A 26,946-nucleotide genomic window follows, 5' to 3' on the forward strand; every position below is an offset into this window, starting at 1 on the left:
TGTAAAACAGGAAAAGATAGGGCAAGAAACACCCTATCTGTAAAATCTAAATAAATTATCGTCCATGTTTGAAAAGGGATTGATCTAGTTTTATCGCGTCTGTTAAATCTGTCGTTGGTTGCAGAGTTGTCGAGTTAATATTAGCATAATCCATGTTCATCTCTAATTCTAGTACTTGTTGTTTACCATTTTTGTCTATTCCAGCAACCTTTACATACACATGTTGGTTATCAATCAGTTTCTCTTCCGTAAGATCCGCTTGAATCTTCACTTCTTCTAAAGTAATATCATCAACCAATACTGGTGTTTGCATTGTAAAACCAGACTCTAAAAAAGGATACTTACTTGATGTCATGGTGGCATCGTCATGAGTTTCTAGCATTTTCTTAATCATATATTGGCTACCTTGGTGAATGAGACTAGGAATCTCTTCTTTTGTTAAATCTACGGTGATCGTTTGCTTTCCGTTATCCTGAGATACTACAAATTCATCATGTGTTTGGATGGTTAAGGTATCAAAGACTTTTTCCATCAGGTTAAGAAGTTCAGGATTATGATGTTTCTCATATAGTTCTTTCCGTTCTTCCTCTGTATACTGCTTACCTTCAATGACATAATCGTTTTCTACTTGATCGTTTTTAATAATGACATGGTGATCCTGGTAATACACATTCAGATCCACCACTTGATTAGGAGTTTCAATGGATAACTCCCCTTGTGCTAATTTTTGGTCTAAATTGTATTTTGAGTCTACTTCTACTTTTTGAACTAACTGCCCGTTACTTGTCATCGAAGCGTCAAAACTTAGTGCAGCATTGTTTACTTTATGGGTATTCTTCATGGCCTGCTTGTATAGGTCATACCCATCATGATTGGCGAAGATAGAGACTGTTGTACCGACTAATAGTAATGCACTTAACGAAACGGTCGTAATGAGTAACTTCTTTTTCATGTTGATCATCCTCCTCTTATTTTCTCTTGTAGGATAATCCGTAATTCTAAACCGTTTATAAACGAATTATTAATAAATTATTAAATCTAGTAAGTTCACAAATTGTTCATTCGTAAAATAAAAAACTCTTTCCCGAAAAGAGAAAGAGTTGATTACTATTAAGGGGAATTCATATTCGCGAATAAGCCATACCGAGTATCTATGCTCCCTCGTTCTTGATAGAGGTCTCCCTCCGCTGAAAATTAGTAAGCCGTCCAACCAGCATCAGCTGTAATGATTTCACCGTTGATAAAGCTAGATTCTTCAGTTGCAAGGAATAGAGCTACCGTTGCAATTTGTTCTGACTTCCCAAAAGCTGGATTTAGAGCCATCCCCGCTTGAGTGCGTCCCATTCCAAATTCATTGATTTTCGTCATCGATGCACCGATATTCGTTTCAACTCCACCTGGTGCGATGGCGTTACAGCGAATTCCCTTCTGAGCGTACATGAAACCAGTGTTTTTCGTAAATCCAATGACAGCGTGTTTAGAAGCGGTGTATGTTGCTCCAGCTCGAGCCCCATTTAATCCACCAATAGATGCAATATTAATGATGACTCCCTTCTCTTTCTCTAAAAAGATCGGTAAAGCTTTACGTGTTGCACGCATAACACTTGTTGTATTTACAGCGAATACACGCTCCCAATCTGCATCCTCAATATCACCAGCAGGCTCAAAATTATCCATAATTCCTGCGTTGTTAACTAGAATATCTAGTGTTCCATAAGTATTTACAGCCGTGTCAATTAATTTCTGAATGTCTTCTTCTTTAGCTACGTTGGCAATAACAGCAATGGCTTCTCCACCACTTGCTTTGATCCCTTCTACGGCAGCAGCTGTTGCTTCTACATTAATATCAGAAACGACAACCTTAGCACCCTCTTTTGCATAAAGCTCGGCAATTGCTTTTCCCATACCAGATGCCGCACCTGTCACCACAGCTACCTTATCTTGAAGTCTCATGTAAACTCCTCCATTCAGATGATATTGTTAAATTTTACTAATATCCTGCTAACTATAGTATATAACTGAAGGAGCACGAAAAACCGCTTACATTATGGCAGAAAATCAACAGATTTATAGGTGATTCTTATTAGAAAAATGGTTCTGTTCCGCAGCCTTGCTAGGAAATGAAATAACCAATTTTTTATAGATTCCCACAAATTTTAGGTCTAAATCTACCATTTCTCTTATATCTTATATCAAAGAATATCAGATTCTTTCTATACTAAAGGGAAAAGGTGAGGCTCATGTTTGTTGTTTCTTTTTTTGATAACAGAAATCTATTATTAAATCAGTTCCGTAATCAAGTCCCTTCTGTTGGCGACAGTGTTTCGATTAAGGGACGAAAAGGAAAAGTCGCTAGTGTTGACACTCTTGAGGATAATAAAATTCATGTTCAAGTAGCATTAGACCCTGTATCGAAAGGTAAAGCAGCAGCTGCTGCGGATACGAAAAAGAAGAAAAAATAGGCTTCGCAGCAAAAAGGAACACCCTTGCATGAATGGGAGTTCCTTTTTTATGTTTTATATTTCTCCTATACCTAGTAAAACATGAAAAAAGATAATCGAAGCAACTGGAAAATAGGTAGCTTCCGGATAAAATAGTGTAGCGTCTGGATTATACTCCCTGCTATTGATCCATGTTAGAATAACTGGTAAACAACCAATTGCGGTATATACTACTAGTTTAAAAACATAAGCCACTTTTTGACTGGTTATGAAATGTTTCGTTAGCCTGTCGATGGCAATGGATAACCATATCATAAAAATTACATAGAACAGAAGGGAAAATAGTAAACTAAGAAGATATTCTTTCTGAAAACCGAATGGTCTTGCCGGGTCTCGAAAATGATATTCTAAAAACGCTCCATAGAAGCCTGTAATACCTGCAGATACAAATGCCCCAATTATTCTCCATCCAAGATCCATAATCCCTCACCCTAAGATTCATTAAGTTACTTAATATTAGAAGAGAAACTGCTTACCCCTCGGTCTGCAAGTGGTTATTTTGTTCAGAACTGATGTGTACTTATTTATATAAGAAGAATGCTCTTCCAACGTTCACTGTAAATAGGTCCTTACTTTGAGACACCCTCAAATTCATCAATTGTATGGTTGAATTTCGTTTGAGCTTCTCTTACTAGTTTTTGTAGATCTTCTGTAATTTTACTTACCTCATTTACCTCAGTAGATATATGATCTACATTTGTCTTTACACTCTGAATAGCTTGATCCACGTTCCCTGCTAATTTTCTTACTTCGTCTGCTACCACTTTGAAGCCTCTTCCTTGCTCCCCTACACGAGCAGCTTCAATTGCAGCATTCAGTGCTAACATATTCGTTTGAGATGAAATGCCCCTTATAATCTTGGTTACTTCAGTAATTAGAGTAGTCTGTTCTTTTAGCGAATCAATTGCTTTCGTTTTTAAATTAGAATTAGAAACTACTATTTCAACTAGCTCCCTAGGCATATCCTTTAGTTGGGATATGATTTCCGCTGTTCTCTCTTCACGTTCAGTGATGTTCGTAGCAATCTTTAAAACGGCATCAACCTCATAATCCTCGTTTCGAATCGGAATATAGGTAGCTTCAAGCCAAAGTAAATTGCCATCTTTTCCTACGCGTAGTATTTTTTCTTGAAATTTCTTGCCCTTTTTTAAATCTCTCCATAAGTTTTCATATTCTTCGCTATTTGCAAAATCCACTTTACAGAATTGTCTATGTTTCATCCCTTTCATATCAGAGGAAGAATACCCCATCGTCCCAGCAAAATTTTCGTTTACCCAAATTACTTCTCTATCTAAATTAAACTCTATCATCGCTAGATTAGATTCTAATGCTGCTACCACTGAGTTTGGATTTAGGACTTGTGTACTTAAATTCTTGCTTGAAAGTTCATTCATTTAGTTAGCTCCCTTTAAGTCGATTTTCATATAGTCCTATTTTCACAAGAGTATATAACTATCATGATATCATACACAATATGTAATAAAATTAAATTAATGTAAACTTTGGATTTCTATGGTTGTCATAACTTCCTGTTTTTATTTAGCTTTGCTACCTTCTATAACTAGAAAAAGGAACGTTCGGTATGAAACGCTCCTTTTTCTTTATGCTTTTAACAACTCTTTCTCATAACATACATATTCTTGATGTCCCTCTGGCTTGGAAGAAAAGAACACACTCCCTCTCTTCTGAAACCCGAGCTTTTCATATAAATGTAATGCCATCTTATTTCCGGAGAAAGCATCTAAACGTATACTTTTATAACCATTTTCTATCGCTAGATTCTCACAAAGCTTCACGAATTCAGTCCCAAGCCCTTTCCCTTGGATCTGAGGGTTAATCATTAACGAGTGTATAATTATCGGCTTGCTTCCTTCCCAAGGAATTGCATTCCATTCATCAGATTCCCACTCATTTAATACGACGTGACCAACCATGTCGTCCCCATCCATCAGGACGTATAGCACCTTATATTGAATACATTCACCAAAATAATCTTTGTTCGGATATTGTTCATCCCACTGCAGGATCCCTTTCGCGAACAAGTTCTCGCGGCATTTTAGATAGATTCCGTTTATTTGATCCAACATATCATCTGTTGCTTCTACTAATTTGAAAGTCTTCAATTGCATAGTTAATTCTCCTTTTAGTCAGTCGGATTACAATTCGACAAGAAGAAGTATTTTCCTTCTTTGAAAAAATAGCATACAAAAAACTCCTTGGTTCTTTTGTAACTCTTATCCAAATAATGGCGTCTAATTAGTAAAATATACAGAGGAGGGTTAAACTGTGTTATCCCTAAAACATCTATCCATGGTCTTAACTACATTTGTTTTTTCACTTGTTGCGTTAATTGGATGTGGAGCGCAGAACGAGATTGAAGTAAATGGCAAAAAGGTTGAGTCGGTAAAATTAGAAGGAAAAGTAGTAATTAGTGCCTCCATATCAAAAGTTGGGGAAAATATGAGTGATATTAAGGAACCGCATGGAGAATATACCCAAGAAAACACGGATGTTCTTCGAACGTTTGTAGATGCTATTAACAGGGCTGAAAAATTGGCAGGGATTGTGGATGTTGCGACTCCTCACTACCAGTTTACTTTAACCTTTGAAAACAAAACATCAGCGCAATATTTTCTGTGGCTAGGGGATGACCATGGGTCGTTAATGCATGCAGAGGACACACATTATCTATATACATTGCCGGAAGATTTACTTAAGGACTTAGATGAATATGTTCAATAAAATAAAGTAAAGATGTGTCGATAGTTTTTCTATAAGCAACTCAATAAATTAGGCCGCCATAAAATGACAGCCTAATTTGATAATGATTTATTGTAACAACCTCGAAATTCCAAAAAAAACTAAAATTATAGCAGGAAACCAAGAAGCTAAGATATACTTTTTATTACCATCTGCTAATACATAGCCAAGGATCAAAAAAAATAATCCAAATAAAATAGTTAAAATTCCTTTAAATAAATCTGACTCAGTTAATTCTGGTAATATGAAAAACACAAATAATATTGGTAACAGTACATTAGGCCTTTTTAACGAAGTTACTATACTTTGCATGATATTCACCCCCACAATTATTTTCTTTAATTTTGAACTTCTGCAATGTTAGTTATAAAAACAACAACTGCCTTTTTTCCAGTTTGATTGATTTAAGTGTAATATATGTTTCTATATTTGGTAATAGATTTCCTTTTATTATCATCAACATAGGATTAAAACTCATTTAACTGAATCTCTGATCGATTTTTAGAATAATCCACAACAAAATTTAAAGTGAAGCTAATACAAAGTTTTTCGGCTTACCCTTTTCTCATCATTCTTTTGATTTAACTTCCTGTTTGGCAACCGGGTAACGTAATTTCAATGGTCACCTAAGTTGGTCCTTCTTTTCTAAGAACTCAATATAGTATTTAATTGTAAGCAAGTAGTTCTTTCTAGAATTTTCTTTATATTCTCTATTTATGGATGATTCCATTTTGGAAGTTAAGCGTGGCTCGCCTTTATAAATTCCTCTTGTTAAAAGACCGTTTAAACGACCTACATAATCCTTAACCGATTTTTCTCCTAAGTTATAATGCTCCCTAAGATAATCCTCAAATTCCATCTATACTTCCTCCTGCCCCATTTAATTCAATAACACTCTTCCCTAAGACTACTATCCTCTTTTTATTGCATGAAACTCGCCATAGTAATTGTTCCAACCATGTATACAAATGATATAGTCATCCAAAAAGTATGCTTTGCAGTCTCAGCTTCAGGATTTGCAGAGATTTTCCTAATGATAACAACTAAATTCAGACAAAATACTATCGCTAAAATTGGGTTTAAATAGATTGCAGCATATATTAAAATATTCATATCTCTCCCCTTTTTCAATAATCTGGTTCGCAAGGTACAACAAGATAGCCAGAATTCTGTCCTTTACTCTAGTACCCGTTTAGCACAATAACTTTTACAGACTTTTTACTTTATGAACTGAATTCAATAATTGTATTAAATATTTCTTGATATATTAAACGATAATCTGATTCCGATTTCAGTTGATTATGGGGAACAAATTTCCAAGTCTTTGTTCCTTGCACACTATTAAAATACCCTTGTGCAAAAGCTACACTTTCACTTTCCTTATAGTCAGAAATGGTTAAGTTTTCATCAATAAACAATTCATAAGGTTCATTTAACCCAATAAAAAAGGTTGGATAAGGTAGCTCTTTATACAAAGAAGCATACTTAGGTTTTGAGGTTTCAAAAAACGTTTCTTCCATAACAAATAAAGCATTGTAATTTCCTTTATTCTCAAATAATTCATCAATATTTATATTAACCCATTTAATGTTTTCAAAATTATAAGATGGTTCAGTTCCAACTACTGCAATTTTTAAGGGACGTTCAATTACCAATTTGTCGCTTGTTTGTGAACAACCTACGATTGAAAATAAAAATAAGAAGGAAACCACAAGTTTAAATTTCAAAATCTTCCCTCCCACTGTACAAATTCCACCAAATAAACCCATTTACACTAACCTGCAATGTTTAAGAATGCCCAAAGTTTTTACTCAAGACGGTAAAGACTTTATCTAATTTTTCTTTGCTTCTACGATTATAGGGAATTGCAAAGGTTTATCATAAATTTGATAAATAGCCTTATGGGTGTTTAAGTCAAGCTTTTCTCCATCAACTAGTTCCCCATTGACCAAAATGGGTAGTTCAATATCCTCCCTTATATAAACCATTAGAAGGTTAAGGTCTAGTTCCAGTTCTTCCGAGTAAAGCCAAGCAATTCCATCATCATCTATAGAATCAACAAAGTTTAATTCCTTCATAGCAAAAAACTCTTTATCTTTAAAAATAAGCGCATATAATTTAGAGTTTATATAGAATACGATTTCGACATCTTTTAAGTTTGTTCTAGTGTATTCTGTTTTATCGGGTACATGGTTTAGTTGTTCTTGAAATGCTATCTCTATATAGTTTTGGGGTTCTTTGGAAGTGTCGCAAGAAGTTAAAAGTGTTAAAGAAAAAACTATTAATAGTAGATGTTTCATTAATTCCTCCCGAAATTAAATAAGGATTTATTCTCTGTTTACACCCTTATTCCTCCAAAGCTTTTCTACTAAAGCTCACGTTTTTTAAGTACATTATTTCACAGACTGTGTAATAATATTTCAATCTTTATTAGTAGTTTTCTCAATCAATTCATTTTTTGCCGATTTAGTAGTTAAAAAAATGTTGTGATTAAATCCAATTGTGTGATTGACAATCTAATCATAATGTATTAAAGTGTTTCTAATTATACCACATATTGTAAAATGCAATGAAGAGGAAGAGTAATTGATCACTCGAATCATAGAGAGCCCATTAAGGTGAAATTGGGCATTCGAGCTTAATGAATGAAGCCTTGGAGCAGTGACTGAAAAATCGGAGTAAGTCAATCGGGAATTTCCCGTTAAAGAAATGTGCAGCAAGAAAGTGAATTGTTGCATAATGAGCGGGTTTTTAACCAATTTAGGTGGTAACGCGGAAGCTAGCCTTTCGTCCTTTTATTAAGGATGAAGGGCTTTTTTTGTACTTAAAGGAGGAAACTATTATGTCAAATGAGAATCTAGCAGAACTGTTATTTCCGGATGTTAGGCTACTACCTACTGATATTTATTCACTATACCCGCCAAGAGATTTACCTTCCTCTGCTTTCGTAACACGTTTTGCACCGAGCCCAACGGGTTCATTGAATATTGGCGGACTTTACGCCACTTTGATATCCGAAAGATTAGCCCACCAAAGTAATGGAGTATTTTTTCTTCGTATCGAAGACACAGATAAAAAGCGTGAAATAGAAGGCAGCCTCGAAAACATCATAAATTCATTGTCATACTTTGGGATTCTATTTGATGAGGGACCTCAGCTTACAGGCGACGATAAGGGGGATTACGGACCCTATAAACAAAGCTCCCGAATGCAAATCTACCAGGTTTTTATTAAGCATCTAGTCCGAAATGGATTAGCTTATCCCTGCTTCTGTGATACGGACGATTTACAAAAGATAAGAAAAAGCCAACAAGACATAAAAGTAACAACAGGATACTATGGTCAATGGGCGAAACATCGAGATATTACTTTTGAACAAGCCAAGGAAGAGATTTCAAATGGTAAACCGTTTGTTATTAGAATTAAATCCTCAGGGTCTTCAGGTAGGAGAATAACGTACCATGATTTGGTGAAAGGTCCAATTGAGATACCTGAAAATGACCAAGATATTGTGATTATGAAAACGGATGGTTTACCAACCTATCACTTCGCTCATGCCATAGATGACTATCTGATGGGTACAACCCATGTCATTAGAGGTGATGAATGGCTTTCTTCAGTGCCGATCCATATTCAATTGTTTGAAACCTTAGGTTTTAGAGTACCGCAATTCGGTCATATTGCTCCAATCATGAAGCAAGTGGGAGCTTCTAAACGGAAATTTAGTAAACGTAAGGATCTTGATGGTACGGCTGAGTATTACAAAGAACAAGGGTACCCAGGGATCTCTATCAGTGAATACTTCATGAATCTCATTAATTCCAACTTTGAAGAATGGAGAATGGCAAATCCTTATCAATCATTTAGAGAGTTTTTTATCCATACTGAAAAAATGAATGCCAGTGGTGCTTTATTTGACATGAATAAACTGGATGACATCAGTAAGGAGGTTATCTCTAGGCTCACAGGTCAACAAGTTTTTGAGTATTTATACACTTGGTCAAAGGAATTCGATTCTGAGCTTTATAGTTTAATTGACAAGAATCAGGATTACACAGTAAATATTCTAAATATTGGAAGAACCATTGATAAACCAAGGAAAGATTATTCAAAGTGGTCAGATGTGAAGCCAATGATTGCATTCTTTTATGACGAATTGTTTGAAAAAGATGTATCGAGTGGATATATGTTACCTACAAGTGTAAATTTTGATGTTGCGAAAGAAATTGTACTAGGTTTCAGCAAATCTTATAGGTTTAATAATGAAAAGGAGGTTTGGTTCCATAAGATTAAAGAACTTGCTGGGGAACTTGGATTTGCAAAGGATATGAAGCAATATAAAGCGAATCCTAACATTTACAAAGGACATGTTGGTGATGTAGCGATGGTCATTAGGGTCGCTCTAACTAACAGAACAAATACACCTGATTTGTTTAATATGATGAAAGTAATGGGCGAAACAAGGGTTCTTTCAAGAATGGAGACATTTTTAGGCGGTTCTATTTAACCAACTTAAAAATATATCAAAAAATGACCGGACATCACCTCTCGGTCATTTTTCACTTTATTTACATAGCTACACGCTTCAGATTAAGCACTCCCCCCTACGCTTTACTACTAAGTGTGGTACGGTTCACGGCTATTGGTCCTAAAAAAATTCTTAACTATCTGCCTCGAGTGTTGATTAAAAGTTAAAAACCACTCTTCAACTAAACTTCGCCGTTAATTAAAAAACAAACTAAGTCAGTAATGGTGTGTAAGAGGATTATTTCCACCCAATTAAGAATATAAAGTATTAAAAGTCCGAAAAATTGGAGTGTGAAACATGATACATGATATAACGGAATATGTGAAATATTTAGATGGAGTACATAAACGAACAATGCAATATTTGAAAACAATCCCTATGGAACTCCTAGATTGGAAGCCTTCTGAAGATAAATTTTCTACAGGGGATTTATTGCGACATATCGCATCATCTCGATTGATGTTTCTAGGTATAATTGAACATGGTAATTGGACATACACTGGACATGATACCGGCAAGGGAGCAACTATTGAGGATATTTCAAATTATTTAGAGGAATGTCAGATTAAACTGAAAGAGGGTCTATTAAAAGCTGGAAATGGTGTATTGGTAAAGAAAGTTTTAACCCTTCATGGTCATGAAGTTAGTGCTTGGCGAATACTTATGGCAATTCCAGAACATGAAATCCATCATCGTGGACAAATCTCTACTTATTTACAGATAAACAAAATTGAACCTCCTCAAGTTTTTGGCTTAAAAATTGAGAATGTTAAAACAACATTATAATTTAGTGAGAGAGCTTTGGAGATCATTATATTTCCAAAGCTTTTTTTTAATGTCTTGTTATACTAAACTTTTCCTTTAGTGAAATGGGATTGCTACATAGACTCCCTTGGTGCACTCTTTTTCCCTTTATGGTTGTATCTCAAATTATGATATTCACCAATCTTAAATGAAATAAGCGAATAAGAAGTCACCGCACCTACTGACCAATCACAACCTTTAGCTAAATAAATGCTAACTCCAACATTTAATCATCATATTTCAATTTAATTTTTTCCTCTTGACCATTCCATCTAACTGTTACTTCAAATACATTATTTTTATTATTTACAGGTTTATATTCGCTGTCTTTTGGAATGTGAGAAGTACCGCTTGAGCCACCTGAAAGTGTAAATACTTCATCAATTCCAATAACTTCACCATCGTAGGCTTTCATGGAACCATTGCCCCGACGATAAGAATATTCAACTAATTCTCCTAAGTTGGATTCCTCACCTATATATCTTAACCTTAGAGTTTCGTTCTTTTCATAGTCAATTTCATATTGGTCACTTAATTCTTTATGATTTTTATATTGGATCTTCCCATATTGAATTAATTCACCAGACCAATTTTGGCTAACTCCGTTAAAAGTTTGGTGGTATTCCTTTGTTGTAGTGCAACCAGACAAGATACATAGAATAAACAAAAGTAGTGAAGTTGTCTTAAATAGTTTCATTTTTAACCCTCCTATTTAATAACTTCATGTAATCGTGAGCTAATTGACTATACTGCTTACTTCTGTAATTTTATCATATTCGTTATAATTTATTTTTAATTTTCTGAAAAAAATTAATAAAAGAATAGACCGTCAAATGACAATCTATTGTTCAGCTCTCCCACTCGTCGTTTGTACAAAACCTTTCACAAAAAGAGTATCCATCCGTCTTTGATCATCGCGTTAAATGAAGGAGTTTTCATTTTTCAATTCTCACTAATGTTTTATCGGGTATTTCAATCTGGTCAATGTCAAATTGTAGATGTTCAAGGTTAATTCTCCTTCTCGCTTTTCAGTTTCGTCTCCAATCCAACAACTGTACAGTTCAAAAAAGTCACCTGATTTAAGATACCCGTCCATCAACTTGAATAGTGCAATTAAATGCTCTTTCGACTCTTTGAGAGTACTCTCGTTCATATCTTTAGAAATTTCAATCCCCCACCCATCAATATTCACTTCATAAACATAGGGAGTAGTAAGTTGATATTTTTTAACATGAAATCGATGTTCTTCATCTGAAAAATAATTTCCGATGATAATTAAATCGTCCAATTTATCTTTGATAGGTAATTCTACGTTAGTGCCTATATAGGTAGCTAAACTCATTTGCCTTTCCCCCCTTTTGCTTCAGGTCAATTCTCCTGTTATATAGTTTTAGTATACTCTCTTCACTTTCTAGCCAGTTGCAGATTTCGTGTCCTTTTTTAATATTCTAGAAAAATATTACCCCAAGTTGCCTCTTCTATCTATTTCCTTTGCTATCAATTCTTATTTAGAATCCCACATACTAAGCCTATAGCCTTACTGAATATTAAGGCTTAGGCTCATAGTAGATACTTATTAATTTAGGTAAAATCATTTTATCTTAAAAGTTAACAGGAGAAAGGATTAATGAATCTGATAAAGAACAGAGTTTTAATGGAGTTTTCTCTTCAAAGTTTATTTGTTCTAATGGGCATTCTTATAGCGTTATTCTTGTTACCGACTCTAATTCCATTATATCGTTATTCTTTAATCGGTTTTGGGGGAGTTATATTAGTAGTAAATTCTTTCATGATGGCAAAAAACAGTTACTTTTGAAACATACGAGGTTAATTTCACTATACTTTTTCATATTTATATCGATTGTATCCATTCTTTATTACGTATCTGCGCTTTTAGTATTAACAGATACTTACGGGATGGAGAAGCTTCTTAGAGAATATGGTACGACGGCTAAACTGCTTTTCATTATTATTTGTTTTGCCCAACCCATTGTTCTTCCTATTCCGGAGGCTATTACAGTGGGGGCTGCAAGTACGGTATTTGGTTCTTTTCAGGCCGCTTGTTTGGCTTTTGCAGGTACTTTTTCCGGGATCCTAGTCATGTATTTCCTTGCTAGATACGGTGGTACAAAGATTGTTTCTAAGATGATAAAGATGCGTCATTTAGAACAATATCAAAATTATGTTCGAAGAAACGAAACGTTCATTATGGGAATCCTCTTCATCATACCTATTTTACCGGACGAAATTATCTGTGTCGGTGCTGGGATTAGTGGAATTTCCATTAAAAGGTTTGTACTAATTGCAGCTCTTTCGAAACTATTTACGTCTTTTGCTTTAGCGTATTCGGTTGAATTAGCTAATTTATTTCAACTATCGAATTCTCAATTTATCGCTTACCTAACAGCAATAATCACCGTCATTTTTTTAACAACGTATTTCATTAAAAAAGCAGGGGCAAAAAAGAAACGAAGAGAACACTAAGATAGTTTTACAAGAACACCAAAGAACATTGGGCCCCTCTTTGTTTTTAACTCACACTACCTCAAACAATAATAAATATCATACAGTTTATCCGTTAAGTAATACCTCCATATCCAAATAATTACATCTTCTTATTTTCATTAAATCAGCCATAATTAGATACTTAGTTTTCTTTAAGAACCATAAAGACAACTATGGCCTATACACATTAGCCCCTTTTTGCATAGTCTATTATTAGACAAAAAAGTAGGAGGTTGGTGTATGACAAAGTATCGGAAAAAACCTATCGTTGTTGAAGCAGTGAAGCTTACAAGATCCATTACAATTGAAACTTCAAATGGTACAATGAAGGGTCTCCCGGGAGATTATCTAATTACAGATAAGAACGGAGAACAATACCCTTATGATAGGGATCGATTTGAGAACGAATATGAGCTGGTAAAAGGACAGATTGATTTGAAAGAAATGTTTCGAAAGTCCTTTAGTTTTGTAAAAACAAAAGTTTATAAACTAAAAACGGAAGATTAAAGCAATATTGACCTAGTCTCCATTTTGCTTTTTGTTTTAGAGAAATTCATTACATTCTTCCCATTCGCACCACCAATGATTTTAGAAGGCGAAGATTAATTTAATCGTCTTTTCTTAAGTAGCCCTCTTAAACCCACTCATATCCATGTTCCCGAATGAATTTTATATCATTTTGATAATGTTCAAGGTGGCCTTCATTAATCATTTTTTGAAAAGCAATGTCACCTTCACCGGCTTTTCTGTTAATCGTTTTACATAGCCCTTCTAATCGGAGCAAAACCATTTCTAAATATTTGTCTTCTTTACTTTCACCATAAGATTCGAAAAACAAGTTAATCCTTTTTTTAATACGACTGGCATGTTGTAATGAATCATAATAAACTTCCTCACCTGTTTCAGAAAGGTAAAATCTACTTAATGGTACGCAAGTGTAAAGAGTATAAGCTATATCCCAAAGTCTTGGCCCAGGTGCTGCAACATCAATATCAATAATACCTACCGGGCTTTTATGATTAAAAATGATATTGTATCTAGCAAAGTCATTATGACATATTACCTCGAATGGATCTGGAGTATGATCTATCGGCTTCCACTCATCTGTTAACGGAAAGTCCTTCACAGCATCATGGTAAAGACGGAGCAGCTTTGCTATTCCCTTTAAAGCATCATCAGACCACATATATTCTTTTAAAGGGTCATTACCAGCTTCCCCCTCAATAAATGTCAGTACCTCTCTTCCTTTTTCATCAATTCCTAAAAACTTTGGTGCATAACTAAATCCTTTTCGCTCTAAATGCTTTAATAGCTTATGTATTTTGTGACTGTCTTGATGTAGTTCACGTCTAACGGTATCTCCTGACCGATATACGTTAGATACATTCCCTCCTGTTAGCTTTTCTTCGTTTCCATTGTCTGACACTGACAATCCCCCTTTAAATTTTGTAAATTTTTTCTGTTTATATCTCCCTAAACGTTAGTACCTTTAATCCTTCAACAGATACCATAATTTTCCTTATCCACATCCAGATGACGAACAAATTAAAAAAGATCAGTCGCAGCTTATTGCTAAGTACCCACTAGAAGTAAAATTATTGATAAACTACATTACCCCATAATCTTTTAATCTCCACTAAAGAATTCTCTTTAAATTTCATTCTATAAATATCTGGTTTTGATGTGCTATGCAAAAAATTCAAGTCATAACGGCTATCAAAATGTTGCATTGCTAAAGTCATAACAGCTCCATGAGTACCTATAGCAATTCTCTTACCTCGGTAGTTCTCTAATAGCTCTTTTATACTTCTTATCGCTCTCTTTTGACAATCAGCATTTGATTCCCCACCGTCTAAAGCGTAGTTTGGTTCTGAAAAGGATCTTTCTAAAAGTGGGATCAACTCCTTGTCAGAAATCCGATGGTTTTTGGAAGTGAAAATCCTTTCTTTTAAGTCCTCCATAACTAAGACTTCTTTTCCAATATGTTGAGCTACCTTTTCAACTGTTTGAATCGCTCGTAAGTAAGGGCTTGATACAACAGTATCAACTTCTTCATTTATTAATATAGATGTTATTCGTTGTGCATCTAATATCCCTTTTTCCGTTAATTTCCTTGTTCTTTCATCACCTTCTTTTGGTGATTCTCCGTGTCTCACAAAGTAAATGTAGGTGTACATAAGACCCTCCTCAGGCTACAATCCTCAAATAAACTTTCAATTTATTTGTTTTTGTTTATCAACTTTAAAATACAATCTATAACAATTTTAGGATCTTCAAGATGTACAGAATGTCCTGTATCTGCTTCAATATGTAGGGTGTTGTTAGTCAATGTTGTTAAAAGTAGTTGATTTCTTATCCACTCTTCAGGTTGTTTTTTCGCACTAATAACGATTACAGGTAAATCCTTTGGTAGAGGCTTGGCATTTAATAATTGATTAGCTGAGATTACCGAATCCATATACTCCCGGTATGCAGACTTATATGCACCTAGGGTGTAGCCGATGTATTTTAAAGAATCATCATATTCTTTTGCTAGAAACTTTCTACCAATCTTCTGTTTAAGAATTCTAGGGATACCTACCATTGAAGTTACATAACCAAAGGTTACGAGCCTTCTAAACTTTTTTATACGTTTGCTATTTTCTTGAGATAGAATATATTGATTTTCATGAGCAGCATCCTCTAAAACTAACCCTAAGACCTCATCTGGATACATACTAGCAAACAATCTCATGGAGAGACCACCAAAGGAGTGACCAACCAGTACATAAGGTGGTTTAATATTTAGATGGTTTAATATTTCTTTTAGTTCTTCAACACTATCTAATGAAGTCAAAGATTTCCGCTTCGTTCTACTCCACCCATAACTCCCTCTGTCATAAGATACAATACGTGCTACCTTTGAAATTTCAGGCTGGACATAGCACCAATCTATTGAAATTGAACTAAAACCTGCTTCTAATATAACCGTTACAGGGCCTTCACCTGTCACAATGGCATGAACCTCAGAGTATTTCGTTTGAATAATTTGCCCAGGTGGCTTCACCTTATTTTTCTTGTCCATAGCTAAGTTCCAAAACGTAAAGGGAAAACCAATAACGCCTAGAGTGTTTCTAACGATTGTAGGTATAATCATGCTTTCCTCCTACTACTAATAAAGATCTCATAAAGGAACCTCACTTACTTGGTTGACTTCCCGCACTATCAATATCAACAAACCAAGATAAAATAGTCGTGCTATCTCGTACATGATGACCCTTAATTTCATTCAACAAAGTAAGTACACTTTCCTCATTAGTTAACTCCTGAAACCGATCAAATATCTGATTCGGATTTACAAAATTTACGTTAGGGCATTCTACTAGTCCATCCGTCGTTACAAAAATGTGATTTCTCCCCTGTCTAAGTTCCTTGGTACCTGTACTGAAACAAGGAACTTCCAACTCAAAAGTATTAACCTTACCAATCCACTCGTAAAAACTACGATGATTTTGTTGATACTCATTTAAGTCTGACAGCTCGGGATGGTTTAGGTAAAGAATACAGTCTCCAACTGAAAACCACCAAAGAAATTTATCCTTTCTTACTACACACAAAAATGCTGTTTCTCCTTGAACATTTTTACAAGCCTCTTTAAAAGGGTTACTTTCAAAAATGGCCAATAGTAGCTTGTATAGACTATCAAATGAATTTCGAGGTGAAGAGGTTAATATGCTTTTTACATCTTCTTTAAGAGATTCAATAGTAGACACTATTAATTCTGCACTTTCAGCTGTTTGGTGTGCATCTAAAAGTACAACAAACTCATAATTTACGTCCTCATTCACCCAAACGATACATCCGTCTTCATTTTTATATTGGCCAGCAGAAGAGTTGCCACCAAAACGCCCCACTACTACATGACTTACCTCTTGGATACTAATTTCATCAACGAAATGTTCTTGGCTCCCTACCCAACAATACTCCTGATCCTTGACCACTTTACTCATACGGGTTAGTCTCTAAGTAATCTCTTATTCTATTGCATAAATCGATAACTTCATTGTTACCGCCCATCCTTGCATTTGGAGAGTCATAGACTGCAAATGGCCCCCAATATTGCTCAGGAGTATTGGGGTAGCGAGCTACTAAATGCATATGAAGATGAGGAACCGAATTACCAGATACAAGAGCATAAACATGCTCAGCTTTCTCACTCTCTTTTAAGGCTCTACTTAATCTCGCCATAATAACTCCAAACGCTTTTGCTTCTTCAGGATTCATTTCTGCAAGAGTAGGTACATGTCGCTTCAAGTCAATCATAAGATGCCCTAAATAATTAGGTTTTCCGTTATGATCAATATGTCCAACATAAACATAATCGTCTTCATAGATAGTGACTCCAGACGTTTGGATCGTGCCATTATGTTTTTTACAAATAAAACAATTCTCCTCCATAGTAAATTCTCCTTTGTAGGTTAATAGCTAAAAGTAAAAAATCCTATCATCTCATAAAGAGACGACAGGATTAACCCTAACGTGGTACCACTCTTCTTGGTCCGTCTAAAATAAGCTTGAACAAACCTTCTCAATTACTTCATTACGGAAGTTAACCGTCTAGACCTACATATCAGTCTAGCCACTCATAGGCGAGTTGGGGAATTTATTGACCACCTTTTCAGCAACCGGCAGCTCTCTAAACAATAAAGGTTCCTTAATACTCCTAATCACCGTGTTTTAACTATAGGAAATTTTAACCAATGATACAATAGAACGAAACATTCAGTCAATACTTTCTATTAAACTTACTTTCTCCGTTAGCACTTAAGAGCATTTGATATTCGAATAATCGCCGCCGAAAGTTTAATAAGGAATTTTAGCTTCACTCAAAAAGTTTTCACTAGCCCATTCACCTTCACTCTTAAACAATTCATACACAGCATCACGATCCGACGGGGGTTCATCTATCCAATCTAGCAAAGTACGCATAATAGATTGTTTTTCAGGGAAGTGGTGAATAAAGACTTCAGACTGCTCGTAAATTCGTGTCGTCCAAATCTGAGAACGAACCATTACCATTGAATAATAGGTTCGAATGAGTTTACGTGCGAATCCTTGTGTAAATGTTTTAAATTCTTCCTTAGAAGATGACTCTAACCTTTTTAACGTCCGATTATATGCCTCATTAATATCACCGTTAAAACGGATGGCTATCTCTGATGTAAGTTTATACGGACCAAATCGTTCTGCTAAGTCCTCTCCATACACACAAACACAGAGTTCCTTAAGAAATGCATTTTCGTAATAATTTGAGGGGTCAACCGTATAGTCATAATATGCTACAGCTATACCTACATCACGAACTAGAGAACGATACTTTTGAGACAGTTCTTTAGAAAGCTTATTTAATTCAGCCAACTTAAAGGAACTCAGATTCGTATTGAACATAGCTATAAGGTCTAAATCAGATTTTTTTGCAATCGCTTCTCCTCTGGCTACACTTCCGTACACATAGACACTATACAATTGATGATGGAATAACTTTTTAAGACACTCGACTGATTCTTGGATGCAAGGCATGTAGACATCATCAATTTTATCTTTACTAACATCGCTTACAATAAAACCATTAGCATCAAGACCATAACCTGCATTTAGATTCCCTATACCCATCACCCTTTTCTTTTGATCCAGTATTTCCCTAATTATATCTTTATGATATCGTGTACAAACTTATTTCTTATTGGTTTACTCTTACCTTAAGAACTAAAGAGCCATCCTCCCTTTTGAAGAAAAGCATTCCTTTAGTTTAACAACCTTGTTACTTTGCTATGAAATTACTCATTAATTGTTTTTTTCTCTCCTTCAATATTGTGAATCTTGTCTTTTCCAAGGTTCTTCAATACTTTCTAACCAATGGACCCATGAGCTAAAGCTTCCATCAAACTGAAAATATATTTGTTGTATTTCGGGGAACTTATCAAAAGTTGCTGTTTGAAGTGCCTTGAATAAGGATTGTGCTTCAGCACTTGCAGGACTTCCCACCAAAAATTCTTTAAAATCTATAACAACTGTTCCATTTTCATCGATTGCTACTCCATTTAATGAATCTTCATTACCAAATTGGATTTCGCCATTTTTAAAAAGCTTGTTAATTTCCTCCTCTAATTCGGGAAACGGCTTTCCAAAGGTTTTATAATCAAACCCAACATTGACTTTTTCTGCCTGTTCCTCTATAAAGCTTTCATACTCTTGTCCCAAGGTTACTTCGTATAACACTACTTGCTTTCTTTCAGGAATAAGAAGATAGATTTCATTGCGATCTGTTTTAATATAGTTCTCCATTCTTTGAGGTTTTTCAATAAAGTTTTCCTCTGGAATAAGTACACCTCCGAGCTTATTCCCCTCCTTATTAATACCAAATACATGTGTCTCTGAGATCGGAGTGTTAACAGCAGGAGTAACGGTCTGCATATAAATTATTTGTTCATCCGCCACCTCTTGTAAAGCAACTTTGCCTAGTCCTAAATCTGAAAACAAAGAAAGCTCTGTAAGCTTTCCTCCATCATTAAGTAATAACCTACTTTCCTTGCGATTCATTCCCTTAAGTTGAAAAGGCAGATCATCGTCCTTTATGAAACTTAATGTTTTTAGGCTAGCAAATTTCTCTTGATTTTGACTAACAACCATTTCATTATTTTCGAATTCATATAATGAGTCTGGGAAAAATAAATCGAGTTGTGAAAAATCATAGATATTTGTGAGATCGCCATTGACTTTGTATTCATACACAACCTTTTCCCCTGAGTTTAAGATATAAATATCCTCATCTTGTGTGACCAGTATATCTTCAAGGACACCAACCATATTTTGCTTATTCTGGATAGGAAATGATGTCGAATTTCCATCACGTCCCCTAATCACTACCTTAAAACTCGCTTCATCTAAAAGATATAAGGTTCCATTTTCAATATCAAAACTACTAACTGGGTTCATGCCTTGTGCCGTATATTGACCAATTTCTCCATCTCCATCTCCATATTCGATTGTATCTACCAATTGAATATGTGAGGTTTCCTCAATCACAAATGCTTCTGATTTTTCTTGTTCAAACAGAGTAGATAAAATGATTAACGGCAGGATAAGAATGACAGCTGTAGCTGCAAACAAGGGAAATACCCTTTTTCTTGGTTTCTTCTTTGTTCCTTCCAACATGATTCGATCATGTAATTCATTTACAAAATCTTGACTTGGTATTAAGTCTGGTCTTCCTTTAATTGGTTGAAGCAGCTGTTTAGCCTCATGAGTTAAGTTTTCTGCCTTTTTCATCTATATTCACTCCTTCCACTACCTGCAGTTCCTTTTTCAAAACCTTTACGGCACGATAAAAGTCTACTCGTACCTTCAGTTCCGAACACTCCAATATTTCGGCTGTCTCCCTGATTGTCATTTCCTGAATTCCCCGTAAAATAAGTAAACTTCGATAATGTGGCTTAATTCTAAACAGTGCAGTTTGAATTTCCTCCCATTGCTCCTTGACAAGAAGATGCTCATCCAAGGAATCTCTTCGTTCAATTTTTGTCATTTTATCTAGCAATTCAGGCAATGTAGATTTAAACTTTTTTTTTCGCAAATGATCAATTGCCGTATGCCGAGCTATTGAAAGTAACCAATATTTTGCACGAGTATGATCCTTAAGCATATGACTATTTCGTATTGCTTTTATAAATGTTTCCTGTGTTATATCTTCTGCATCTTGTTTATTACTGGAAAAATATAAAGAAAAATGATAAATATCTAAATGAAATTCTATATATAAACTTTCTATATCCAATCCACTACTCATTTAAATCCCCCCTTCATTAACAAGTCGGGTTTCCGTTCATTTTGTTTCAATTATTCTAAAATAAGTTCATTATAATGGTAGAAATTTTTACTGATTTAATATTTAGTGTATTTCTTCGTATTTTAGTGATAATCCTCTTTACAGTTCCAAGGGGTGCTTATGCAGATTTGCTCTTCCTTGAAGGTAGAAGTAAGTTAAAACATGTTTAAAAATAATTAAGGTTAATCAAATAAAGGATGATCTTTGGAAGTATAAAGAAGAAAAAGGACGTAAGTGATCCTTAAACTAAACTGCTTCCCAAAAAAAAAAAAGAGCGACCCTTTACCAAAGAATCGTTCTTGTTCTAATAAAATTCTCCAATTAACATAAATAAAAACATTACTAAGAAAATTATTGAGCCTAACCAATCGTGATAGTGTCCTTTTTGACTTTTCTTCTCAAGCCACTCCTCAATTCCTCGAAGGAAATATAGTAATGCAAAGAATAAAAATATTGCAAATATAACAATGCCGCTAGCTATAACATAAACGAATAAAATCATAAGTATGATTTCTATGGAAACAAAAATTTTTCTTCTTCCTTTTATAAATAAACCCTTTTTGACTTCTCTAATGTTTAAAATTCTTTTTAAATACAACTCTGACAAAATAAGATATATGATAAATATAACTAGCAAACCTAGAATCTGTGTATTATTGGTCATAACTCTCTCCATTTGTACAGTGAATTTACTATGTTAGTTAGTCAAAAAATTACTAAGAGCTATAAACTACATGAGTACCCCCTATAAAATCGTGAATCCCTCTTTTGTCTTTACGGAACATAATCATAAAGATGCTGATTAATATTGATATTCCAAATGTGACAGTTCCTAAGAGATAATTACCAATAACCTCTCTTAAAATCATATTAGATAACCTTACATTTCCATCATCTATTCGTTTTACTTTAATTCTACAGATGCGCTTTCCTATAATATAACCGCCCCATAATACTGGTGTAATAGTAAGGTAGAAATAATAAATTAACTGTCCTGTTGTTTCTTGTGTCCAAGTAACTGAGTAATCTCCTGTAGTGGCATAGAATATTAGGCCAAAAACAACACCAAAAATAAGCGCGTCTAAAAAACTTGCTAAAAACCTTATGCCAGTTCCAGCAATATTATTGTTCTCCACATTCCCTCCCCCTTTCTCCTTTGTATATCTTCACCACTGAACCATAAAGATTCAACATCTATCACATATTATGATACTTCTTGCTTCGTTAGCTCTAAAAAGAGCCATCTCTTTCTTACAGTATCGCTAGCCGTTAGACTCTTAAAATATTGATAAAATAATCTCTTGAATCTGAATGAGTGAGCATGTCTAATACCTTTTCTTTCACCTCAAAACGAATAGCACTTATTTCATTATCGATTGGAGCAAGGTTGTTAACGTCACCCAAAAATTCCACAAGAAACATGGTAGTTTCTTGTCTTTCATAACCGATTTTCTTTTTGATTTCATCCGGAAAGTCAAAGCATATTTTTTCATCTAATTGCTTTATTATCTTATATTCTGAAGAACCGGTTTCTTCTTTTAATTCCCGTAATAACGAATCTATTAAAGAGCGATCTCTTTGTTCTACTCCACCTTTAATAAAGTCCCATTCTCCTTCAATATCTTCTTTTCCTTCATTTGTATTTATTTTTGTTTTATTTATAAGTAAAAACTGGTTAGCTTGAAAGACAATTGCACCGACAGCTTTCCTCATCATTATTACCACTTCTCTTTCTATTCTTCGTGGAGTAACGTGACACTTCGCTTCAAAAACAACGGTTGCCAACCTCTCTTAGATTAGCACCCGTAGAACAAATAGCAGTGTTCTTTTAAAACCACGTTAGAACTTCTGTTGTTCTCATTCCCTTTAAACATATAACGAATACCTTTCCCAGCTAAAGCCTCATCCTCATACCTTGGTATTACATGAAAATGCGAGTGCATAATATGTTGCCCACCAACTTCACCGCAATTCCAACCAAGGTTATAACCTTTTGGTTGGTACTTTTCATCCAAATATTTTTTTACTTCTTTAAGAAGAGTGTAGGTAGCATCCCATTCTTCACGAGTCAAATCAAAAGCAGTCTCTCTATGGGTTTTAGGTACGATAAGCCCCGCACCTTCAAGCGGAATTCCCTTTGTATTAGCCTGCTCCAGCTGCAAAAACATACAATGCTCATTACTTAATATGATTCTTTGATTTGGCTCTAGGGTTAAATCACAAAACATACAATCTTTTACCATCTGCAAACCTCCCCCATAAGATACGACTGAGTTTACTGTTTAATTGAAGATTCCGGCCTTCTAGCTGAAAAATACAAAAGTTGTAACATTGTAAAACTAGCATTCCTCAACTTAAATCTTGATAAAATCACCTTTACATCAAAACCAAATTAAACATCAAATCCCAGGCTTATAATTTTCCACTGATTCTCTTGATATTTAAATGTTAAACCAAGAAAAGTAGGAGGACTTACAGATTCACCATTTATATCAGAAAAAAATTCACGAATAAAAACACTATATGTGTCTGTTGCGGGATCATATTGATAACCTTGTATTACCCAGTCATCATATGTACTATCAATGTGAGGATCAAATAAAAGCCATTCATAGTCGTTTCCACTTATTCTGACATACAACTTGCTGTCTTTTTCTAAAAGATTTACATCCTCTGACAATAATTCTCTCAATTTTTCTTTATCTCCAGCTGTATGTGCCTGAACAAATTCCCTTGATATATTGCTTATAACGGGAAAGTTCTCTTTTTCTAGAATAAAGCTATCAATCTTTTGATTTAATTCCTCTTTACTCTGAGCTAATTGTTTTATTTCGTTTCCTTTCTCATTTAAGCTTTGAGTTAACTTCTGAACTTTCTCGTTAAGTTCCCTTTCATTCTCGCTTATCGTATCTTTAGTTTGAGTACAAGCTGTCATGAAAAATAATCCAAGGATACATAACCACAGTAAAAATCCTTTCATGTTCACACCTCAATTCTTTAAATAACGCCCACGTTTTATACGACTAGCAAGATTTTCTTCTACTATCCTTTTACCAAGTTTCACTTTTCCGTCTCTTAAGCTTGTAGTTAACCAATCTTAACAAAAATAAAGCGATCTTCAGGCTTCCAAACGTGCAAATGGTCAGCAATATATCCACGCAGCCATAACACGCCATTTATTTTTCTTATGTAAAATCCTTTCGGAAAATCATCATCTTCATTAATTATCTTTGATGCGATTGTGATGGAACCTGATGGTGCTTGATTTTGCTTTGAGGTAGCCCCAGAATAACCTTCTGGCTGGTCTCGGTACGCTAGTCTTAGATATGGACCTAGCTCAAGCGGGCACAAATCCAACCCAAGTTTGCTCGCTCTTTTAAAAATTTCAGACGTTGTAGCACCCTCGGGAAAACCAAGGTCTATAACGGTTAGTTCGACGGTCCTTAATATCATTTTATGATCAGAAGTCGTAAATGAATCATCAGCCAGCAGTCTATCTCCAAACTATTTATGGATATGTCGTATTGTTTCAATTTATTAATAAGCTGCGATTTCGTAAGTCCGCCGACCTCTACTGTTCTAGTAATATATGGACAATCAGGGTATATTGACATGTTAAGGTCACTCCTAAGTAAAGATGAGCACTCCCATTTATACCGCACTCTCCGAGGGATTAATCATCCTATAAACACTTGGAAATATCTACAATTTCTTTGATGACAAAATCAACTTCCCTTTCATCTTTAATGACAAATAAATAGTCCGCTTCCCCCTCTTCTGGCTCCGAAACATCTTCTAATAGATCTTCAGCTTGTTGCCTCAAAAGCACTTCCTCAAAATTAGAATAAGCCCCCCTAAATATGTTGGTACTACGCTGGCTTTGAGTAACTCTCTCCTTAAGAATGTCATCTGGAATATCAAAATGAACCAGAATACGAACAAACTGATTTTGATTAAACAGCCCTTCAAGTAGATTTAATCGACTTTTACGGTTTCGATTGGAATTGCAGACAATCATATGGAAATCAGTATGATCAATGGCGTACTCAACAATTAGCCGAGATACAGCGTGCTTAAGAGTATTGGGTCCTTGTTTAGGCTGTAATTGATGATAGAAAGTGTTTATGAATTCAGCCTGGTTATCTTGATCCATCACAAAAGAGTGATTCAACTCTTGTTCTAAAGCTCTTGCAAATGTGGTCTTTCCACTATGTGTTTTACCAACGGTCATAATCACTAACCTTTTCATAATTCCCCCTAACAACGTTCTTCAAAGTAGCTCAATTTCTTCGTTAGCATAATAACTTCTATAAAAAGAGTCGTAATCCTGCTAGAACAACTTTTTGCGTTCGCTTAAACATTTTTGTATCATTCCCAAGAAAATAATTTCGTCTAGAATGGTGGGGAGAGTGGAATGTTGAACGCACAAATTTTAAATAAACAGAAAATCTATTTTTTTTAACAATTAAAAAGCCAACAGTGTATGTTAGCTTTCCTCATAAAGTCATTCTATTATTGCTTTTCTTTTAACCATTCTTTGTACTCAGGTAGTGTGTATTCATCCGTTTTCACTACAGTCCATTGGTTACCTTCCTGTTTTAGAAAAAGCTTTATTAAATATTCTCCTCCAGATTCTTCAAAATCATTTCTCAAATATACAATACTTCCATGAACTAAAACGATTGCCTCACTATTATTAATTGTTTTTACTTTAATTCGCTCATAACCTTCAATATTAAAGTTAGCATCCAGCAACTCAAAGCCTGAATTTAACGATTCAATCTCAAATTTTTCTACATTCAATCCTTTTTCACGATCAATATTCTCCTTTAATAGAGGATATTGATCCCAGAGAATATGTGCATTATTCTCTAACACTGCTTGAGTCCTATAATACATATACTCTCTTACAGGCTTTGTATATTCCACCCAATCTGATGGTTCTGGTTCAACGAAACCTTCTACAGCACCATTCGAAGATTGGTTGTTTGATTGTGCTACATTTTGCTGACACCCTATTAAAGATAATAGGAGAACTGCGATCAAGGTTCCAAAATAGAAATACTTCACATTATTCCCCCCTCAAATAATAAGACGAATTGCACTTTGAAAACGTTTCAATCTGATATTTGTTTAACCCCATTCAATTATCCAGGCTGATTAATACCTAGTTAAAAATCATTTAACTTATTTGTCTGCAAAAAAATAGACCATCCCAATGATGATCAAGTACCTCTTCTTATATTCCAGCCTGATGGTCGGTGTCGGGTTTCTTCTTTTAATGGCTTCCACCCTTCCTTTTTTATCCAGTTCCTAGGATAGTCCCCCTGCTTAATAAATATATTTTAAATGTTTTGTGCAGTTATACAAAATACAGTCCCATTCTCCTTCTGTCTTATTTAAAATAGTAATAGATGTGTTATCGATATATGTCCTTTGGAATTTTTGTGGAAATAAATGTTGTAAAGTTAATCCAATTAAAGCACCGTGGCTAATTACTAATATTCTTTTCCCATTATATGTACTAGCTATCTCTTCTAAAAAATCTTTTCCTCTAAGAGAAACGTCTTCAAACTTTTCCATTCCAAGTTCTAAATTACGCCAATTACTTCCCCACTGTTTCACTCTTTCTTCCTCTGTGGTTCCTTCAATCAGCCCACAATTTATCTCTCGAACTCTTTTATCCATCTGGCTAATAGGTAAATCTATTATACTACCAATAATTTTTGCCGTCTCAATTGCCCTTGATAAATCACTTGTAACCATCATATCCCATTTTTCTTCTCGAGAGAGTCTCTCTCCCATATCCGACGCTTGCTTTCTGCCCATCTCGTTTAAAGGAATATCAGATACTCCTTGTGCCTTACCTAAAGAATTCCATTCCGTTAGTCCGTGTCGAATTAGTCCAATTGTTACCATGTTCCCACCTTACCTTCTATATTCAACTTAATTATCGACTTCTATTGCTAAATTAGAGAAAAAAC

33 protein-coding genes, 2 pseudogenes and 2 other annotated features are annotated in these 26,946 nt (G+C 34.8%); of the genes and pseudogenes, 7 read left to right on the plus strand and 28 right to left on the minus strand.

Features of this window, described 5'->3' with window-relative positions; translation table 11 throughout:
• Positions 1-55: 55 nt before the first annotated feature.
• A complete protein-coding gene (locus ACFYKX_RS03575) occupies positions 56-952 on the minus strand; it encodes a hypothetical protein (protein ID WP_389358120.1) in 897 nt (298 codons plus the stop codon).
• A gap of 242 nt (positions 953-1,194) precedes the next feature.
• Positions 1,195-1,953, minus strand: a complete 759-nt coding sequence (locus tag ACFYKX_RS03580; protein WP_389358122.1) for an SDR family oxidoreductase — start codon at positions 1,951-1,953, stop codon at positions 1,195-1,197.
• A gap of 287 nt (positions 1,954-2,240) precedes the next feature.
• Here ACFYKX_RS03580 and ACFYKX_RS03585 point away from each other — a divergent pair, with 287 nt between their 5' ends.
• On the plus strand, positions 2,241-2,462 hold the full coding sequence (locus ACFYKX_RS03585; RefSeq protein WP_389358124.1) for a hypothetical protein: 222 nt from the start codon (positions 2,241-2,243) through the stop codon (positions 2,460-2,462).
• Between the two features lie 54 nt (positions 2,463-2,516).
• Here ACFYKX_RS03585 and ACFYKX_RS03590 read toward each other — a convergent pair whose 3' ends face one another.
• The 3 genes from ACFYKX_RS03590 to ACFYKX_RS03600 all read right to left on the minus strand — a co-directional run bounded on the left by ACFYKX_RS03590 (position 2,517) and on the right by ACFYKX_RS03600 (position 4,630).
• Positions 2,517-2,921: a hypothetical protein gene (locus ACFYKX_RS03590; protein ID WP_389358126.1), complete on the minus strand. Its 405-nt coding sequence runs from the start codon at positions 2,919-2,921 to the stop codon at positions 2,517-2,519.
• A gap of 149 nt (positions 2,922-3,070) precedes the next feature.
• The gene (locus ACFYKX_RS03595; protein ID WP_389358128.1) at positions 3,071-3,895 is read right to left on the minus strand and encodes a methyl-accepting chemotaxis protein; all 825 of its coding nucleotides are present in this window, start codon (positions 3,893-3,895) and stop codon (positions 3,071-3,073) included.
• A gap of 207 nt (positions 3,896-4,102) precedes the next feature.
• Positions 4,103-4,630: a GNAT family N-acetyltransferase gene (locus ACFYKX_RS03600; RefSeq protein WP_389358130.1), complete on the minus strand. Its 528-nt coding sequence runs from the start codon at positions 4,628-4,630 to the stop codon at positions 4,103-4,105.
• Between the two features lie 157 nt (positions 4,631-4,787).
• Here ACFYKX_RS03600 and ACFYKX_RS03605 point away from each other — a divergent pair, with 157 nt between their 5' ends.
• Entirely contained in the window at positions 4,788-5,243 is a 456-nt protein-coding gene (locus tag ACFYKX_RS03605) for a hypothetical protein (protein WP_389358132.1), read from the plus strand.
• A gap of 87 nt (positions 5,244-5,330) precedes the next feature.
• Here the strand turns inward: ACFYKX_RS03605 and ACFYKX_RS03610 are convergent, their stop codons facing one another.
• The 4 genes from ACFYKX_RS03610 to ACFYKX_RS03625 form a co-directional block, all read right to left on the minus strand.
• Entirely contained in the window at positions 5,331-5,573 is a 243-nt protein-coding gene (locus ACFYKX_RS03610) for a hypothetical protein (protein ID WP_389358134.1), read from the minus strand.
• A 310-nt stretch (positions 5,574-5,883) separates the two neighbouring features.
• Positions 5,884-6,120, minus strand: a complete 237-nt coding sequence (locus tag ACFYKX_RS03615) for a hypothetical protein (RefSeq protein ID WP_389358136.1) — start codon at positions 6,118-6,120, stop codon at positions 5,884-5,886.
• 364 nt (positions 6,121-6,484) lie between these two features.
• Positions 6,485-6,988 carry a hypothetical protein gene (locus tag ACFYKX_RS03620; protein ID WP_389358138.1) on the minus strand — a complete coding sequence of 168 codons (504 nt, stop codon included), beginning with the start codon at positions 6,986-6,988 and terminating at the stop codon, positions 6,485-6,487.
• Between the two features lie 105 nt (positions 6,989-7,093).
• Complete coding sequence (locus tag ACFYKX_RS03625; protein WP_389358140.1) at positions 7,094-7,561, minus strand: hypothetical protein; 468 nt, start codon at positions 7,559-7,561, stop codon at positions 7,094-7,096.
• 260 nt (positions 7,562-7,821) lie between these two features.
• Positions 7,822-8,059, plus strand: a binding site (T-box leader).
• A 44-nt stretch (positions 8,060-8,103) separates the two neighbouring features.
• Between ACFYKX_RS03625 and gltX the strand changes: the two genes are divergently transcribed.
• Positions 8,104-9,768, plus strand: a complete 1,665-nt coding sequence (gltX, locus tag ACFYKX_RS03630) for a glutamate--tRNA ligase (protein ID WP_389358142.1) — start codon at positions 8,104-8,106, stop codon at positions 9,766-9,768.
• Positions 9,769-10,086: 318 nt separating this feature from the next.
• Complete coding sequence (locus tag ACFYKX_RS03635; RefSeq protein ID WP_389358144.1) at positions 10,087-10,575, plus strand: DinB family protein; 489 nt, start codon at positions 10,087-10,089, stop codon at positions 10,573-10,575.
• Positions 10,576-10,819: 244 nt separating this feature from the next.
• Here ACFYKX_RS03635 and ACFYKX_RS03640 read toward each other — a convergent pair whose 3' ends face one another.
• Both ACFYKX_RS03640 and ACFYKX_RS03645 read right to left on the minus strand, forming a co-directional pair.
• Entirely contained in the window at positions 10,820-11,290 is a 471-nt protein-coding gene (locus ACFYKX_RS03640) for a hypothetical protein (protein ID WP_389358146.1), read from the minus strand.
• 238 nt (positions 11,291-11,528) lie between these two features.
• Positions 11,529-11,935, minus strand: a pseudogene (locus ACFYKX_RS03645) (hypothetical protein).
• Between the two features lie 285 nt (positions 11,936-12,220).
• Here ACFYKX_RS03645 and ACFYKX_RS03650 point away from each other — a divergent pair.
• The 3 genes from ACFYKX_RS03650 (at position 12,221) to ACFYKX_RS03660 (ending at position 13,605) form a co-directional block, all read left to right on the plus strand.
• On the plus strand, positions 12,221-12,409 hold the full coding sequence (locus ACFYKX_RS03650; RefSeq protein WP_389358148.1) for a hypothetical protein: 189 nt from the start codon (positions 12,221-12,223) through the stop codon (positions 12,407-12,409).
• Complete coding sequence (locus ACFYKX_RS03655; RefSeq protein ID WP_389358150.1) at positions 12,406-13,077, plus strand: TVP38/TMEM64 family protein; 672 nt, start codon at positions 12,406-12,408, stop codon at positions 13,075-13,077. The genes ACFYKX_RS03650 and ACFYKX_RS03655 overlap by 4 nt, the downstream gene beginning before the upstream one ends.
• A 261-nt stretch (positions 13,078-13,338) precedes the next feature.
• The gene (locus ACFYKX_RS03660; protein WP_389358151.1) at positions 13,339-13,605 is read left to right on the plus strand and encodes a hypothetical protein; all 267 of its coding nucleotides are present in this window, start codon (positions 13,339-13,341) and stop codon (positions 13,603-13,605) included.
• A gap of 127 nt (positions 13,606-13,732) precedes the next feature.
• Here the strand turns inward: ACFYKX_RS03660 and ACFYKX_RS03665 are convergent, their stop codons facing one another.
• The 17 genes and pseudogenes from ACFYKX_RS03665 to ACFYKX_RS03745 all read right to left on the minus strand — a co-directional run bounded on the left by ACFYKX_RS03665 (position 13,733) and on the right by ACFYKX_RS03745 (position 26,881).
• Positions 13,733-14,524, minus strand: coding sequence for a phosphotransferase (locus ACFYKX_RS03665; protein WP_389358153.1), 792 nt, complete (start codon positions 14,522-14,524; stop codon positions 13,733-13,735).
• Between the two features lie 169 nt (positions 14,525-14,693).
• A complete protein-coding gene (locus ACFYKX_RS03670; RefSeq protein WP_389358154.1) occupies positions 14,694-15,275 on the minus strand; it encodes a histidine phosphatase family protein in 582 nt (193 codons plus the stop codon).
• A 41-nt stretch (positions 15,276-15,316) separates the two neighbouring features.
• Positions 15,317-16,234, minus strand: a complete 918-nt coding sequence (locus ACFYKX_RS03675; protein WP_389358156.1) for an alpha/beta hydrolase — start codon at positions 16,232-16,234, stop codon at positions 15,317-15,319.
• Positions 16,235-16,274: 40 nt separating this feature from the next.
• The gene (locus ACFYKX_RS03680) at positions 16,275-17,087 is read right to left on the minus strand and encodes a protein phosphatase 2C domain-containing protein (RefSeq protein ID WP_389358158.1); all 813 of its coding nucleotides are present in this window, start codon (positions 17,085-17,087) and stop codon (positions 16,275-16,277) included.
• A complete protein-coding gene (locus ACFYKX_RS03685; protein WP_389358160.1) occupies positions 17,080-17,535 on the minus strand; it encodes an HIT family protein in 456 nt (151 codons plus the stop codon). Before ACFYKX_RS03685 ends, ACFYKX_RS03680 begins: the two co-directional genes overlap by 8 nt.
• Before the next feature lie 54 nt (positions 17,536-17,589).
• Positions 17,590-17,817, minus strand: a binding site (T-box leader).
• A 123-nt stretch (positions 17,818-17,940) separates the two neighbouring features.
• The gene (locus tag ACFYKX_RS03690; RefSeq protein WP_389358162.1) at positions 17,941-18,750 is read right to left on the minus strand and encodes a nucleotidyltransferase domain-containing protein; all 810 of its coding nucleotides are present in this window, start codon (positions 18,748-18,750) and stop codon (positions 17,941-17,943) included.
• 192 nt (positions 18,751-18,942) lie between these two features.
• Positions 18,943-20,406 (minus strand): GerMN domain-containing protein, encoded by a 1,464-nt coding sequence (locus ACFYKX_RS03695; RefSeq protein WP_389358164.1) that lies wholly within the window; start codon positions 20,404-20,406, stop codon positions 18,943-18,945.
• Positions 20,378-20,923: an RNA polymerase sigma factor gene (locus ACFYKX_RS03700; protein WP_389358166.1), complete on the minus strand. Its 546-nt coding sequence runs from the start codon at positions 20,921-20,923 to the stop codon at positions 20,378-20,380. Before ACFYKX_RS03700 ends, ACFYKX_RS03695 begins: the two co-directional genes overlap by 29 nt.
• Positions 20,924-21,266: 343 nt before the next feature.
• The gene (locus ACFYKX_RS03705) at positions 21,267-21,626 is read right to left on the minus strand and encodes a DUF4181 domain-containing protein (RefSeq protein ID WP_389358168.1); all 360 of its coding nucleotides are present in this window, start codon (positions 21,624-21,626) and stop codon (positions 21,267-21,269) included.
• Between the two features lie 52 nt (positions 21,627-21,678).
• The gene (locus tag ACFYKX_RS03710) at positions 21,679-22,098 is read right to left on the minus strand and encodes an RDD family protein (RefSeq protein ID WP_389358170.1); all 420 of its coding nucleotides are present in this window, start codon (positions 22,096-22,098) and stop codon (positions 21,679-21,681) included.
• Between the two features lie 133 nt (positions 22,099-22,231).
• Positions 22,232-22,678, minus strand: coding sequence for an NUDIX domain-containing protein (locus ACFYKX_RS03715; protein WP_389358172.1), 447 nt, complete (start codon positions 22,676-22,678; stop codon positions 22,232-22,234).
• Between the two features lie 80 nt (positions 22,679-22,758).
• Positions 22,759-23,205 (minus strand): HIT family protein, encoded by a 447-nt coding sequence (locus tag ACFYKX_RS03720; protein WP_389358174.1) that lies wholly within the window; start codon positions 23,203-23,205, stop codon positions 22,759-22,761.
• Positions 23,206-23,354: 149 nt separating this feature from the next.
• The gene (locus tag ACFYKX_RS03725) at positions 23,355-23,942 is read right to left on the minus strand and encodes a hypothetical protein (RefSeq protein WP_389358176.1); all 588 of its coding nucleotides are present in this window, start codon (positions 23,940-23,942) and stop codon (positions 23,355-23,357) included.
• Between the two features lie 107 nt (positions 23,943-24,049).
• Positions 24,050-24,576, minus strand: a pseudogene (locus ACFYKX_RS03730) (helicase).
• 68 nt (positions 24,577-24,644) lie between these two features.
• Complete coding sequence (locus tag ACFYKX_RS03735) at positions 24,645-25,211, minus strand: ATP-binding protein (RefSeq protein ID WP_389358178.1); 567 nt, start codon at positions 25,209-25,211, stop codon at positions 24,645-24,647.
• Positions 25,212-25,474: 263 nt separating this feature from the next.
• Positions 25,475-26,032, minus strand: a complete 558-nt coding sequence (locus ACFYKX_RS03740; protein ID WP_389358180.1) for a hypothetical protein — start codon at positions 26,030-26,032, stop codon at positions 25,475-25,477.
• A gap of 261 nt (positions 26,033-26,293) precedes the next feature.
• Positions 26,294-26,881: a histidine phosphatase family protein gene (locus ACFYKX_RS03745; protein WP_389358182.1), complete on the minus strand. Its 588-nt coding sequence runs from the start codon at positions 26,879-26,881 to the stop codon at positions 26,294-26,296.
• Between the last annotated feature and the right edge of the window lie 65 nt (positions 26,882-26,946).

The sequence above is a fragment of the Cytobacillus spartinae genome, from assembly GCF_042865285.1.
Lineage (GTDB): Bacteria > Bacillota > Bacilli > Bacillales > Cytobacillaceae > Robertmurraya_A > Robertmurraya_A spartinae.

Bases quoted from the DNA above. Each gene is read 5' to 3' on its own strand.
- ACFYKX_RS03660 (WP_389358151.1), top strand. From the start codon at position 13,339: ATGACAAAGTATCGGAAAAAACCTATCGTTGTTGAAGCAGTGAAGCTT.
- ACFYKX_RS03745 (WP_389358182.1), bottom strand. From the start codon at position 26,881: ATGGTAACAATTGGACTAATTCGACACGGACTAACGGAATGGAATTCT.
- ACFYKX_RS03635 (WP_389358144.1), top strand. From the start codon at position 10,087: ATGATACATGATATAACGGAATATGTGAAATATTTAGATGGAGTACAT.
- ACFYKX_RS03695 (WP_389358164.1), bottom strand. From the start codon at position 20,406: ATGAAAAAGGCAGAAAACTTAACTCATGAGGCTAAACAGCTGCTTCAA.
- ACFYKX_RS03690 (WP_389358162.1), bottom strand. From the start codon at position 18,750: ATGGGTATAGGGAATCTAAATGCAGGTTATGGTCTTGATGCTAATGGT.
- ACFYKX_RS03640 (WP_389358146.1), bottom strand. From the start codon at position 11,290: ATGAAACTATTTAAGACAACTTCACTACTTTTGTTTATTCTATGTATC.
- ACFYKX_RS03580 (WP_389358122.1), bottom strand. From the start codon at position 1,953: ATGAGACTTCAAGATAAGGTAGCTGTGGTGACAGGTGCGGCATCTGGT.
- ACFYKX_RS03675 (WP_389358156.1), bottom strand. From the start codon at position 16,234: ATGATTATACCTACAATCGTTAGAAACACTCTAGGCGTTATTGGTTTT.
- ACFYKX_RS03595 (WP_389358128.1), bottom strand. From the start codon at position 3,895: ATGAATGAACTTTCAAGCAAGAATTTAAGTACACAAGTCCTAAATCCA.
- ACFYKX_RS03700 (WP_389358166.1), bottom strand. From the start codon at position 20,923: ATGAGTAGTGGATTGGATATAGAAAGTTTATATATAGAATTTCATTTA.
- ACFYKX_RS03610 (WP_389358134.1), bottom strand. From the start codon at position 5,573: ATGCAAAGTATAGTAACTTCGTTAAAAAGGCCTAATGTACTGTTACCA.
- ACFYKX_RS03670 (WP_389358154.1), bottom strand. From the start codon at position 15,275: ATGTACACCTACATTTACTTTGTGAGACACGGAGAATCACCAAAAGAA.
- ACFYKX_RS03685 (WP_389358160.1), bottom strand. From the start codon at position 17,535: ATGGAGGAGAATTGTTTTATTTGTAAAAAACATAATGGCACGATCCAA.
- ACFYKX_RS03735 (WP_389358178.1), bottom strand. From the start codon at position 25,211: ATGAAAAGGTTAGTGATTATGACCGTTGGTAAAACACATAGTGGAAAG.
- ACFYKX_RS03575 (WP_389358120.1), bottom strand. From the start codon at position 952: ATGAAAAAGAAGTTACTCATTACGACCGTTTCGTTAAGTGCATTACTA.
- ACFYKX_RS03720 (WP_389358174.1), bottom strand. From the start codon at position 23,205: ATGGTAAAAGATTGTATGTTTTGTGATTTAACCCTAGAGCCAAATCAA.
- gltX (WP_389358142.1), top strand. From the start codon at position 8,104: ATGTCAAATGAGAATCTAGCAGAACTGTTATTTCCGGATGTTAGGCTA.
- ACFYKX_RS03650 (WP_389358148.1), top strand. From the start codon at position 12,221: ATGAATCTGATAAAGAACAGAGTTTTAATGGAGTTTTCTCTTCAAAGT.
- ACFYKX_RS03600 (WP_389358130.1), bottom strand. From the start codon at position 4,630: ATGCAATTGAAGACTTTCAAATTAGTAGAAGCAACAGATGATATGTTG.
- ACFYKX_RS03625 (WP_389358140.1), bottom strand. From the start codon at position 7,561: ATGAAACATCTACTATTAATAGTTTTTTCTTTAACACTTTTAACTTCT.
- ACFYKX_RS03585 (WP_389358124.1), top strand. From the start codon at position 2,241: ATGTTTGTTGTTTCTTTTTTTGATAACAGAAATCTATTATTAAATCAG.
- ACFYKX_RS03680 (WP_389358158.1), bottom strand. From the start codon at position 17,087: ATGAGTAAAGTGGTCAAGGATCAGGAGTATTGTTGGGTAGGGAGCCAA.
- ACFYKX_RS03590 (WP_389358126.1), bottom strand. From the start codon at position 2,921: ATGGATCTTGGATGGAGAATAATTGGGGCATTTGTATCTGCAGGTATT.
- ACFYKX_RS03615 (WP_389358136.1), bottom strand. From the start codon at position 6,120: ATGGAATTTGAGGATTATCTTAGGGAGCATTATAACTTAGGAGAAAAA.
- ACFYKX_RS03715 (WP_389358172.1), bottom strand. From the start codon at position 22,678: ATGATGAGGAAAGCTGTCGGTGCAATTGTCTTTCAAGCTAACCAGTTT.
- ACFYKX_RS03725 (WP_389358176.1), bottom strand. From the start codon at position 23,942: ATGAAAGGATTTTTACTGTGGTTATGTATCCTTGGATTATTTTTCATG.
- ACFYKX_RS03705 (WP_389358168.1), bottom strand. From the start codon at position 21,626: ATGACCAATAATACACAGATTCTAGGTTTGCTAGTTATATTTATCATA.